At 69.0% G+C, this 12054-nt stretch carries 9 protein-coding genes and 1 pseudogene; 2 read left to right on the forward strand and 8 right to left on the reverse strand.

Features of this window, described 5'->3' with window-relative positions:
• Positions 1 to 164: 164 nt before the first annotated feature.
• Entirely contained in the window at positions 165 to 1175 is a 1011-nt protein-coding gene (locus tag ACH4EW_RS08070) for a 3-oxoacyl-[acyl-carrier-protein] synthase III C-terminal domain-containing protein (RefSeq protein WP_398253031.1), read from the reverse strand.
• An 82-nt stretch (positions 1176 to 1257) separates the two neighbouring features.
• Entirely contained in the window at positions 1258 to 2556 is a 1299-nt protein-coding gene (locus ACH4EW_RS08075) for an MFS transporter (protein WP_398253034.1), read from the reverse strand.
• A gap of 236 nt (positions 2557 to 2792) precedes the next feature.
• On the opposite strand from ACH4EW_RS08075, the gene ACH4EW_RS08080 reads away from it, so the two are divergent.
• Both ACH4EW_RS08080 and ACH4EW_RS08085 read left to right on the forward strand, forming a co-directional pair.
• Positions 2793 to 3467: a 4'-phosphopantetheinyl transferase gene (locus ACH4EW_RS08080; RefSeq protein WP_398253037.1), complete on the forward strand. Its 675-nt coding sequence runs from the start codon at positions 2793 to 2795 to the stop codon at positions 3465 to 3467.
• Between the two features lie 302 nt (positions 3468 to 3769).
• Positions 3770 to 4006, forward strand: a complete 237-nt coding sequence (locus ACH4EW_RS08085) for a hypothetical protein (RefSeq protein ID WP_398253040.1) — start codon at positions 3770 to 3772, stop codon at positions 4004 to 4006.
• A gap of 6 nt (positions 4007 to 4012) precedes the next feature.
• Here ACH4EW_RS08085 and ACH4EW_RS08090 read toward each other — a convergent pair whose 3' ends face one another.
• The 6 genes and pseudogenes from ACH4EW_RS08090 to ACH4EW_RS08115 form a co-directional block, all read right to left on the reverse strand.
• A complete protein-coding gene (locus ACH4EW_RS08090; protein ID WP_398253043.1) occupies positions 4013 to 5707 on the reverse strand; it encodes a bifunctional 3'-5' exonuclease/DNA polymerase in 1695 nt (564 codons plus the stop codon).
• A gap of 128 nt (positions 5708 to 5835) precedes the next feature.
• On the reverse strand, positions 5836 to 6891 hold the full coding sequence (locus ACH4EW_RS08095; protein ID WP_398253045.1) for a type III polyketide synthase: 1056 nt from the start codon (positions 6889 to 6891) through the stop codon (positions 5836 to 5838).
• A 470-nt stretch (positions 6892 to 7361) separates the two neighbouring features.
• Complete coding sequence (locus ACH4EW_RS08100; protein WP_398253048.1) at positions 7362 to 8567, reverse strand: cytochrome P450; 1206 nt, start codon at positions 8565 to 8567, stop codon at positions 7362 to 7364.
• Positions 8568 to 8804: 237 nt separating this feature from the next.
• Positions 8805 to 9845 carry a DUF1259 domain-containing protein gene (locus ACH4EW_RS08105; RefSeq protein WP_398253051.1) on the reverse strand — a complete coding sequence of 347 codons (1041 nt, stop codon included), beginning with the start codon at positions 9843 to 9845 and terminating at the stop codon, positions 8805 to 8807.
• A 541-nt stretch (positions 9846 to 10386) separates the two neighbouring features.
• A pseudogene (locus tag ACH4EW_RS08110) lies at positions 10387 to 10848 on the reverse strand (class IV adenylate cyclase); the annotation flags it as partial.
• Positions 10849 to 11193: 345 nt separating this feature from the next.
• A complete protein-coding gene (locus ACH4EW_RS08115) occupies positions 11194 to 12015 on the reverse strand; it encodes a class I SAM-dependent methyltransferase (protein WP_398253053.1) in 822 nt (273 codons plus the stop codon).
• Positions 12016 to 12054 lie beyond the last annotated feature (39 nt).

Below are 12054 nucleotides of genomic sequence, written 5' to 3' on the forward strand. Positions count from 1 at the left end.
TGTATTGGCCGGCCAACGGTGTGCTGGACGTGAGTTCCGGCGAGTCCTCGGGAGCGGCGCAGGGCGCGGGAGCCGGCGGCGGCAGAACTGCTGAACGGCCCGAGACGCTCAAGGAGCGATCCCGGGCCACAGGATGAACAACCAGTGCAGCGACCTGTACTGGCTCAGACCTCGATGAGCGTGCAGAACCAGTGCATGCCGGGTGACGCGACGCCCGCGAGTGCCACGAGGTCGCCCGCCGCCAGCTCTCCGGCCTCGATGTGCTGCCACAGACAGATCAGCTGGTCAGCCGCGCCCATGTGGCCGAGTTCGCGGGCCAGTTCGGCGTTGGTGCGCTCGATGGGGATGCCGACCGCGTCGGCTGCGGCGCGGATCGCCTGCTGGTTGTCGTTGAGGTAGACGAGACGGGCGAGTTGCGTCCGGTCCCTGCCGGCACGTGCGAGGGCCTGGTCGACCACATCCCCGAGCCGCCCGCCGATCTCCTTCACGAATCCCTGGAGGCGCTCGGGGTCCCGGCCGAAGTGCTCGTAGACCGCGACCATCGGGTCCAGGTGCTTCTGGCCCGCGGGCGGTACGGGGGCGGCGGAACCGCCGAACTCGATGCGGAACAGATCCGCGAACTCGGGGTTCGTGAAGCGCGCGGAGGAGAGCCGGCGGACGCGTGGATGCCCCCGGCGCAGGACGGCGGCGACGGCACCGTCACTGGCGATGGAACCGTTGAAGTCCATCCGGTTGGAATGCGTCTCGCTGACCACGTTGACCAGGACCACCAACACGGTGTTCGTGTCGGGCGAGAGTGCCATCGCGCCCGCCGCATGATCGAGCGCCAGCGACCAGGCGGCACAGGCCTGGGTGAAGAGCACCGTGGGCGTGCCGTGGGCGCCCAGTGCCTTGGCCACCGCCGCCGAGCCGTCCCAGCCGAGGTACTCGGGGACATCGGAGTTGCCGACGACGATCAGGTCGACGTCGGCGATGCCGAGGTCCGCGTTCTCCAGGGCTTCGCGGGCCGCCTCCGCCGCGAGGCCGGTCGCGGTGACGCCGTCGGCCACTCGGTGATAGGCCTCGTATCCCAGACCGGCGACCTCCTCGGGATAGGGCACGTACTCCCACGCCGTCTCAGCCACGGTCCGTCGCTCACCGAACGCACTGCCGGTCGCGACGATGCCCAACTTCACTGACGCCTCCACTTGTTGTCCTTCCACTCCCACGGTGATCAGTCCTGCGTCGACGACTGGGCTGCCGGATCCGGCGCCCGGCTCAAGAGGTGGTGGCCGGCAGGGGAAGTTCCTGCACCTCGGCCAGCGGAGTGTCCAGGATCGCGAGGTACCGCCGGGCGGCGTGCAGCACGATCGCCAGCAGGGCCATGGCCGCCGCCATGATGAGAATGGCCCGGTCCACCCCCGCCGCGTCGGCGAGGACGCCCGCTCCCAGCGGACCGACCCACTGCACCCCTTGGATGAAGAACCGGCCCGTTGCGGCAACCCTGCCCAGGTACTGATCCGGAACCAGGCGGACCTCGTACGACTCGGTGACGACGTTGATCGGCACCATGCCGATCATGGCGACCATCATGACCAGACCGATCTGCCACGGCCGGGGGACCAGCACCACGACGGCGAAGGACGTCACGAAGACCCACGCGGAGAGGAGAAGCACGCGCCGTGCGCCCAGCCTCTGCATCAGCCACGGTCCGAGTACGGCTCCGATGACGCCGCCGGTGACCGCGAGCGAGGTCGCGGTGCCGACTGCCGTGGGGCTGCCGCCGCGGTCCTGCACGAGTACGACGAAGAGCAGGGTGAAACCCTCCGCCACGGCGTTCAGCAGGGCTCCCCAGACGAGCGTGAACACGAGGTAGTCGCTGCGCTTGATCATGCGCAGGCCGTCGCGCACGTCCGCGGCCAGGCCGGCCTGCGCCGCGTCGTCGGTGCGCCGGTCCGGGCCCAGCGGCCGACGGATCAGCGCGGAGCCCAGGGTGACGAAGAGGAAGGAGACCGCGTCGAAGAGGAACGGGATCCAACGTCCCATGGAGTACAGCAGGCCACCGAGGGGAGCACCGACCAACTGGGCGACCATGTCGCGGCCCATGCCCTGCGCCGTCGCGTTGGTGACCTGCTCCTTGGGGACAATGCGGCGCAGCACCGGCATCGAGACGCCGGCCCTCAACCCGGCCGCGAGCCCACTGACCAGACCCATCGCGCCGATCAGGTTGATCGACGGGTCGCCGCGGTACACCAGCAGGGCGACGACGCCCATCGACAACGCCTGGACCAGCGGGGCGAGGCACATGATGGCGCGGCGGGACACCCGGTCCGCCAGCGCTCCACCCACGATGAGGGTGGCGAGACTGCCGATCATGTGCAGGACGGTGATGATGCCGGCCTGCGCCGCCGATCCGGTGAGGTGGAGGACGAGCAACGGGAAGGCGAGCGTCGACACGCTGGTGCCCAGCGTGGACAGGCCGTTCCCGGACCACCAGTACATGTAGTCGCGGTTGCGCCACAGCGACGGAAGCTTTGCCGGAGCTTCCTCAGTCTCCTCGGGACGCGACTGCGCCATGGGTACCCGTCTCCCCGCCCGCTGGTGTTTCGTGCTCGTCCGGGCGTGCGCCGTGGACCTTGTGCTTGCATGCTGGTCGATGCGTCAGGGGCCGGACCAGGCAGCACACCGGCAACTCCCGGGGGTGAGTTGCCGCTCGTACGGGGCGGGACGCGGGCGAGGTCGTTACGATCTCCGTCGATGGTGCGGCACTGTGATGCGCGGAAGGGACTGCCCGCGCTGCGAGGAGTTCGGGTGTGATCGCTGATCTCGTGCCTGCGGGGGTCCGTGCCCAGGACGCGTTCGGCGACTCGGGGCCGGAGTCGACAGCCACGCTCTTCCCTGCCGAACAGGCTGTGGTGGACGGAGTGTGCGACGAGCGGCGCAAGGAATTCACGACGGTGCGAGGCTGCGCCCGCGCGGCGCTGGCCCGTCTCGGGGTGGCGCCGACGCCACTCGTGCCGGGTCCGCTGGGCGCTCCCCGCTGGCCGGCGGGCGTGTTGGGCAGCATGACCCACTGTCGGGGCTATCGCGCGGCTGCCGTCGCGCGCACCGCGGAATTCGCCGCTCTCGGTATCGACGCCGAGCCCCAGGAGCCCCTTCCCGATGTCGTCGCGTCCCGGATCGTCACGGGACCCGAGAGCGACTGGCTCCGGCAGCAGTTCCCGGAGGATGCCGGTCTGCCGCTCGACCGTTTGCTCTTCTGCGCCAAAGAGGCTTCCTACAAAGCGTTTGCACCCTGGACGCCAACCCGATTCGGCTTCCAGGACTTCGCGGTACGGCTGCGGCCTGACGGCACGTTCCGTACGGTGCCGCCGAGTGCCGCGATGCCCCCTGCGGGCCCCTGCGCGGCGGGCATCACGGGCCGTTGGGCCGCGCGTTCCGGGTTTCTGCTCACCGTAGTGGTGGTGCCGCGCACTGCAGGCCGGTAGGGCGTGTTTCGAAAGTCCCGTCTGGCCGGGGGTGTCCGGCACGCACGTTCGCCGCGTTGTCGGTCGTCGGCGCAGCCCGCTGCGCTCTCCTCCCTCCGCCTTGCGATCGCACGCACCGGACACCCCCGGCCCCGCCCTGCGGGCGGACGACGCCACTTTCGAAACACGCCCTAGGGTTCTCCTGCCGGATCCGTGGGGCCGCTGTCCAGCGGGCGGGTGCTGGTCCGCGGAGTAGCCTGGATGTGTACGGCTCCCGGTGAGCCGCCTCTGTCGGCCTGCGCATCGAAGGGGGCCCGTACCGCATGAACACTCTGGTCACCGTCGTTGTCGTCCTCGCGATGATCGCGATCGCGGCGTTCGTCATTCATCTGCTCAATGCCCGGCACCGGCATCAGCATCTGCGTCCCGCGCACTACGACCACGGGCTGGCCGGGTTCGGCGAGGGATCGCGCGCGCGACCTGCTTCCGGGCCGGACAAGGGTGAACAGCGGGAGAGCGGGGAGCCCCCAGGGCCCGGTACGCCCGGCTCCGGCGGGTGATCGGCACTACTTCGCGTCCGAGTAGCGCTCCACCACCGCCGTCGTGAACGGGAAACGCACCGGTGTCTCGCCGAAGGCGGTCCGCCCGGCCAGATCACCGGCTGCCCGGATCGCCTCCACGACCGCCTCGGCCTCCTCCTGAGGGCAGTGCACGATCACCTCGTCATGCTGGAAGAACACCAGCTCGGCCCGGAGACCGGCGGAGCCGAGCGACTGACGCAGGGCGGCCAGGAGCAGCAGCGCCCAGTCCGCGGCGCTGCCCTGCACCACGAAGTTTCGCGTGAAGCGCCCCCGTGCGCGGGCGTTCGACGATGCGTAACCAGGGGTGAACTCTCCGTCCGGAGAGGGCTGTTCCGTGCTCTCCTGAAGGATACCGGCCTCTTCGCTCTCCCCGCTCCCGGCCGCGGGGGGACTGGTCCGGCCCAGCCACGTCCGTACGAGACGGCCTTCCTCGCCTGCCTTCGCCGCATCGTCGACGTAGGCCACGGCCAGTGGAAATCTTCGGCGCAGAGCTGCCAGGTTCTTCAGCCCGTCGCCCGAGGTCTGGCCGTAGACAGCGCCCAGCAGGGCGAGCTTGGCGTGGTCCCGGTCGCCGTGGAAGGCCCGGTCCGACAGCGACGTGTAGAGATCGCCGTCATGGCCCGCCACCTCCATCAGTCCGCGATCGCGGGAGATCGCGGCCAGCACTCTGGGCTCCATCTGGTCGGCGTCCGCGACGACGAGGCGCCACCCCTCGTCGGCGACGACCGCCTGCCGTATCACCTTGGGGATCTGCAGCGCCCCTCCGCCATTGGTCGTCCAGCGGCCGCTGACCGTGCCGCCCGGCTGGTACTCGGGGCGGAAGCGGCCGTTACGCACCCAGTCCTGGAGCCAGCTCCAGCCGTGCGCCGTCCAGATCCGGTACAGCTTCTTGTACTGGATGAGAGGTTGCACCGCCGGATGGTCCAGCTCCTCCAGCTCCCAGCGCCGGGTGGACTTCACTCTGATGCCCGCCTGTGCGAACGCCTTCACCACGTCGGCGGGGAGGTCGGGGCGGACCCGTCTGCCGAAGGCGGCCGACACCTCGTCGGCCAGCTCGGCCAGCCTGCGGGGCTCGCCGCCGCCCGCGTAACGCTCGCCGAGCAGTTCGTGGAGCACGTCCCGGTGCACGTCGGCGCGCCAGGGGAGGCCGGACCTGTTCATCTCGGCGGCGACCAGCATGCCGGCCGACTCGGCGGCCGTCAGCAGGCGCATCCTGCCCGGGTGTGCGGTGGCGTCGTGGCGGCGGAGCTGGTCGGCGTAGACCTGGAGCAGGTTGTCGAAGGGCAGGTCCGTGCCGGACTGCGGCTCGAAGAGGGCGGACTGCGAGCCGGGCTCGGCGGAGCGCGGCGGAGGATCGGGGGGGACGGGGGCGTTGCGCAGGCGGGCGTGGGCGGCGGCTGCGGAACGGGGTTCGCCGAGACGGCCCTCGTGGGCAAGGAGGAGGGACTCGGCGACCTCGATGTCGTAACAACGGGCCACGGGGACGCCGGCCGCGAGCAGGCGAGGGTAGATCTCGGCGGTGGACCGCCAGACCCAGCGTGTGACAGCCGGGCGGGAGCGGACCGCCTCCACGAGGTCGGGTTCTGTCAGGACCGGGGCGGTGGGCAGGCCGGTGGAGTCCAGCGGCACGAGGAGGGCGCCGCCGTTCTCCGTGGTGGCCAGAGCCCAACGTTCGGTCATGTTGTCGAGTCTGGCACCCGGCACTGACAAGGGGGGCGGGGGCGCGGGGCTGAGCACGCACATCTGCCGCGTTGTCGTCGATCACCATGGCTCCGCCAATCCTTCTCCCCCCCATGTGCCGACCGGCCTCAATCGGAGCCCGTCGTCCAGGAGCCCAGGGAGATCTCGGCGGTGATGCCGGGGCCGAAGCCGGCCATCAGACCGCGGTGGCCGTCAAGCGCCGAAGCCTCGTCGAACAGGCGGCCAAGGGCGTCGAGCACCACCGCGCTGGCAATGTTGCCGTACTCGGTGAGCGTGGCGCGGCTGAAGCGGAACGCTTCCGGCGGCACGTCGAGGAAGAGGCTCAGGTCGTCCAGGATGCGCGGGCCGCCCGCGTGGATGATGTAGAAGTCCATCTTGCTGGCGTTCCACCGGTGCTCCTCCGCGACGGCGCTCAGGGCCGGGGCGAGGGGCTCCATGGTTCCGGGCACACGCTTGTCGAGCTGGAAGTGGAATCCGGTGGACCGGACCGCGTAGGAGATCCAGTCCTCGGTGTCCGGAATGACGTACGAGCCGTTGCGCTCCAGGCGCACTCCGGTGCCACCGTTGCCGCGGACCACGACGGCGGCTATGCCGTCGCCGAACAGGCCGTTGGACAGCAGCGATCCGACACCCAGATCGGTGGGCTGGTAGCACAGCGAGCAGAACTCGCAGGCGACGATCAGCGCATTGGCGTCGGGGTACGCCGTGCAGAAGTCATGGGCCCGGTTGACGGCTGCGCCGCCCGCGGCACAGCCGAGTTGGGCGATCGGCAGCTGCCGTGTCTCCGGCCGGAAGCCCATCTCGCCGATGAGCCATGCGGTCGGCGGAGGCATCATGAAACCGGTGCAGGAGACGTAAACGATCAAGTCGATCTGCCGCGGCTCCAGTCCGGCGTGGTCGAGTGCCCGGCGTACCACTGCCGGCACCCGGGCCTTGGTCTGCTGTTCGTAGGTGATGCTGCGGGCATCGAAGCCCGGGTGCTGCAGCACCTTCTCGATCGGCTGGATCAGGTGCCGTTTCCGCACCCCGGTATGTTCGATCAGACGAAGGACCAGGTCGATCTGCGGATGGTCGCCGTGCAACCGTCGGGCCAGCTCCAGGGTTTCCTCGTTGGTGATGACGTACTCGGGAACCTCGATTGCCGGCTTGCAGAGAACCGCCATGGAACTCCTCCTAGCGGACTTGGTCCACACCGCCGGGCCAGGAACGGGGTGTTCACCGACGCGGGAGTGGTCACCGAAGCTCCGCACGCGCGGTGCCGCGCGAAACGGAGCTTCGGTGGATTCCTGCGCCGGGTTCGGTACCCCTGTATACGGGCGCGGACGGGCCGACCGTCGAAGACTGAGTTCTGGTGCCGCGACTGGGCAAACCTTGCAGGTCGCGGCACTGCTGCCGTTCATGGGCGGATGCTGATCCGCCACGGCTCGGGTGGCCGTCGGGATCACGTTACGGCAGGCGGATCAGGGCCGCACGTCGAGCAGCCGCACCGCGCGCAGCAGGACGCCCGGCGCCCCGGGATCGTTCCGGGTTGCCGGGCGTCCTGCTGCGACGCGTCATCAATGAAAGTCGACGCGTCATCAATGAAAGTCACTGTCCGTGCACAGAGGCCCGGTGCGTTACCGAACCGCCCCTCTCACCAGGTGACAGGCAGTGCGAGGGGATAGCGCCAGATCGAGGTCTTGTTCCAGCGCACCTCCTCGGCGGGCGTCGCCAGTTTCAGTGTGGGGAAGCGCTTGAGCAGCGTACCGATGGCGACCTCCAGTTCCGTGGCGGCGAGCGGGGCGCCGAGGCAGTGGTGGCCACCCCAGCCGAAGGTCATATGGGACGTGCCCTGCCGCTCCAGGTCCAGCTCGTCGGGCCGGTCGAACTTCCGGGGGTCGCGGTTGGCCGTCAGATAGGAGACATGCACGATGTCCCCCGCCCGGATCATCACCCCGCTCAGTTCCACGTCCTCGGTGGCGACACGGGGGATGCCGACCCCCTTGCGGAAGGGGATGAAGCGCAGCAGCTCCTCGATGGCCTGCGGGAGCATGTCGGGGCGTTCGCGCAACATGGCCAGCTCGTTCGGCCTGGTGAGCAGCGTGTAGCAGATGTTGCCGATCTCGTACGTGGTGGTGTCCTGGCCGGTGATGAGCAGGACCATGGCCATCACGGTCAGTTCCTGGTCATTGAGGATCTCGTCCCCGTCGCGAGCCGTGGCCAGCGCGCTGATCAGGTCGTCGCCCGGGTTCTCGCGCCGCTGCGCCGTCAACTTCTGGAAGTAGGCGCGGAGATCGGCCTTGGACCGTACCGCGTTGTCCCGGTTCTCGACGGTCGTGTCCATCATGGTCCGGGCGTGGGCACGCAGTTGAGCGTCGTCGCCCTCGGGGATGTCGAGGACCTCGCAGATGGTCATCAGAGGCAGCGGGTCCGCCAGATGCGCGAAGAGGTCGGCGGGGGCGCCGTGCTCCTCCATCCGGTCCAGCAACTCGTCCACGACATGCTGGGTGCGCACCCTCATGCGCTCCATGTGACGAGGCGCGAAGCCCTTCGAGATCAGGCTGCGCAGGCGGCTGCTGCCCGGCGGGTCCATCACGTTGATCGCTTCGTCCTGAACGATCGGCTCAGGGGTCATGCGGGGGAAGTCACGGCCGATGATGGCGCTCCGGCTGAAGCGCCGATCGGTGGTAACCGTGCGCACGTCGTCGTAGCCGGTGACGAGCCATGCCTCGCCCTCGCCGTGCGGCAGCCGGATGCGGGAGACGGGTTCTTCGGTCATCAAGTGCCTGAGCACCGGGTCGAATTCGAGGGCCTCGGCATAGTCGAACGGGCAGTACCGTGCGCCGGCGGCTGGTTCCATGCGGAGCTCCAGAGGGGGGGATCTGACGGGCGTTTCGAGGGATCTGCGGGCTGGACGAGACATGGGTGCCCGGTCACCCGCGCAGGCACGCGCCACCTCGGGCCGATTGGTCCATATGCAGAACGGATTCGACAGGCCTGGTCGCTGGACCGGCGCAATCGGTCCAGCGACCCTGTTCGGTCGGTGCGGCCCGACGAACTCGGCGGATTCAGGCGCGTTCGGCGTGAACGGTCGGCCTCAGAGGGACGGTACGACGTTGGTGGCCTCGACCGCGGGGCGCAGCGCCCGGGCGAGTTCGACGGCGTCGCCCACGGCCCAGAAGTGGGTGAAGAACAGGCGGGGGTCCTCCGCCAGGTGGTGGTTGTGTAGCTCGACGAGCTTGATCCCTCCCCGCCGCAGGGCCTTCAGTGTGTTCTGGACCTCGCTGGCGAGCATGGCGCAGTCGCCCGCGAGCGCGGCCCGGCCGCCGCCCAGCGGCTGGAAGGTGAACGCGCTGGTCGATCCCAGGCCGGGGGGAAGGATCAGATGGCCGTCCGCGATGGTCTCGCGGCGGAGGAAGACGCACTTGTAGACCTCGCCGTCGCTGACGCCCTTGGTGCCCAGCGCCGCCTCCATTCCGGCGATGTCCAGGTCGATCGGGGTCGGCGGGCCCGGCGGCAGGTCGGGCGGGGTTCCGGTGCGGTCGAGTCCGGCGCGCAGACCGCGGGCCAGGGCAACCGCGTCGTGACCGTGTGCGTGGACGTGGGTCCACCAGATGTCGGGGGTCTGGGCGAGCAGGTGCTTGTGGAGCGCGGTCTGCTCGATTCCGTGCGCCTGCCAGGCATCGGTCACACACTGCAGCTCGTTCTCGGTGACCACCACGTCGCCCATGAGCATCGTGCTGCCGTCGGCGTAACGGACGAAGGCCACATGAGTGCCCAGCGCGAGCCCCGGTGTGACGACGACGCCGTCGGAGACCACCCGAAGATCCCGCCGGGGGAAGGCCGTGTGGTAGGTCGTTGCGCGCAGCATGTCGCCGGTGCGGCCCAGTGCTTTCGCTACGCCCGCCCAGTCCGCCAGGCCGGTGGGCACCGGCTTGATCCGCCTGTGGTGCCCCGGCGCGGAGGGCCCAGTGGGTCCGATGGGGTCGTTGGGCAGGGCGCGCGCGGCGACGGTGGACGCTCCTGCGGCGCTCAGCACCGGCGCGAGCGCCGCTGCCGCCAGCATCCGCCGTCGTGAGGTGAACGCCCGTGCGTTCGCGTTCTGCTGTCGGTCTTCGGTCCTGTCATGGGTCTTCACGTGATCGCCTCCATGGCGAGATGAAAACACGCGAAACATGAACAAAAGGATGAAAGGGGATTCTTCGTCAGAAGGTCGGGCCGGATGGACCAATAGTCCTGACGGGTCACGCGTCTCCTGAGAGCTGACCCTGTGTTGGCGATCCCCGCCAGGGGCCGACGGCAGCCGTGGCGGCCGAGTAGTCTCCATGTCGCACGCTGCCCGCGCCCGCGTGCCCGGTTTTCGCGCGGCCTGGTGGTGTGACCGTGATGGTGTGCCAGAAGGAGTCCTTTGTCCTCAATGTCGCGATTCAAGAAAGTAAGTAAAAACAGCCACCCCGCCGCCTAAACCCGCAGGTCAGGAAGTCTGCTCCCCGCCCACGCGGGGATGGTCCCGTGCCGTCGGCCAGGTCGGGGCCGACGGTAACCTGTTCCCTCTCGGCGACGGGTGAACCGTGACCCTCTGGACCGGGCGCGAACGCCCAGTACCGACTCAGCGTTGCCAGACGCGTACGCCCCCAACGGTGGCTTGACCGTCGGGGGCGCGGAGGGGCGAGGGAGGCTCAGGCGAACAGGAGGGCGGGCTCGGCAAGGATGTCCCTGTCGGCTTCGCTCTTGTAGATCAGGTCGATGCTGCCGAAGCGGGCTTCGGTGTAGTCGAAGCCGAACGCGGCTGCCGCCTCGCGCACCGCCTGCTCCGAGGGGCCCTCGATCTCCAGGAAGGTGGGCAGGCCGGGCCAGGTGTCGAGATCGTAGGTGACGCCGTCGAGCTGCCACTCCTCCCGGTAGTTCTGCTGGTAGCGCACCTGGCGGAGGCCGAGGGCCTTGAGGAGTTCGGCGGTCCTCTCCAGGTCGTTGACCTCGACCTCGATCTCCGTGGTGCCGTTGATGTGGCTGGCGTCGGTGACCTGCTTCAGCGTCAGCGTCGTCTTACCCCCCTCGTCGCGCAGCCGCAGCCACTGCTCCCCTTGAACGGCGTCGTTCTCGAAGATCAGACGCGTGAACATGGTCTTGGAGAACACCTGCGCAAGGTCCTTTCTCTCACAGTGGCAGAGACTGCTTGAGCTGGGGCAACCGGCCAAGATCTGGTCCACGCCTGGTCCACACGCGCTGATCCGCAATGCGACAGAACCGGATCAAGGTGAGACACCCTCTATGCAGAAGGGGTGCCCCTCAACGAGAGGTACCCCTTCTGACCAGCATGTCTATGACCTGCGGGGGCGGTGGGATTCGAACCCACGGGAACGCTTTCACGTCCCTACGGATTTCAAGAGGGTGCTGGGGGAAGCGTCTTCAACGTGGCTGACCTGCTCGTTTCCCGCTCTCGGGGCTCCTCGCCGCCGATGGCGGTCCACACATGGTCCACTGGCCTACAGCCGGGTTTCCCGGCAGATGAGCATGCCGCCCAGGCAGGTGACACGGAACGCGCCCTCGGTGTGAATGGCCTCGTTGACCCGCTCTCGCGCGCGCTCGATCGTCTCCTCGAACGGCACGCCCATCTGGTCCGCCCAGGCTTCGTACGACGCCAAGTGGGCGATGACGGGTTCGGCGTCGGTCACCGCGATCACCCCGCGCAGGAGGATCGTACGGATATCACCGAAGACCGCGCCGAGGACCACCGGGGCATCCTCCAAGGTGAAGCGGGCGGACAACTGCACGCGGGCCGGCCCCTCCTTGATACCCAGCACGTCACCTGCGGCACTACGCCAGAGATCTTCCAGCTCCCGCTTGTCGGTCCGGCTGTTGGTCGAGATGACCGCGATGCCGTCGGGTGCCAGGACCCGGCCCAGTTCCCGCACGGCCTGGGCCTGGTCCTCGACGTGGTAGAGCATGTGCAGCGCAAGGACCGCGCCGAGGGCTCCGTGCGCGATGGGCAGCTGCTGGATGTCCGCGACGACGGCTCCGGGAGTGGTGCCGAGGATGCCGGGAGAAATGTCCATGGGAAGGACGGTCAGGTCAGGACGGTCCTCCCGGACCCGGGCTACGAACCTCCCGTTCCCGCAACCCACGTCCGTGACCGCGCCGCGTATGCCGGCCAGTTCGTTCACGACGATGCCCGGAAGATCGTGGCGCGGCGTTTGCCACTGGTAGAGAGACTGGCGAGCGGCCAGGTGCTGGCCCGTGCCGTATGCCTTGGTGGAGAGAAGGCTGCGGTCGGTGACCAAATGATCACGCGCGGGCTGGGCGGTCATCGTGGCTCCGTGGGGTTGCTGGCGAGAGCGGGCCGGCGG

The sequence above is a fragment of the Streptomyces sp. NPDC018000 genome (genome assembly GCF_044328025.1).
GTDB lineage: Bacteria > Actinomycetota > Actinomycetes > Streptomycetales > Streptomycetaceae > Streptomyces.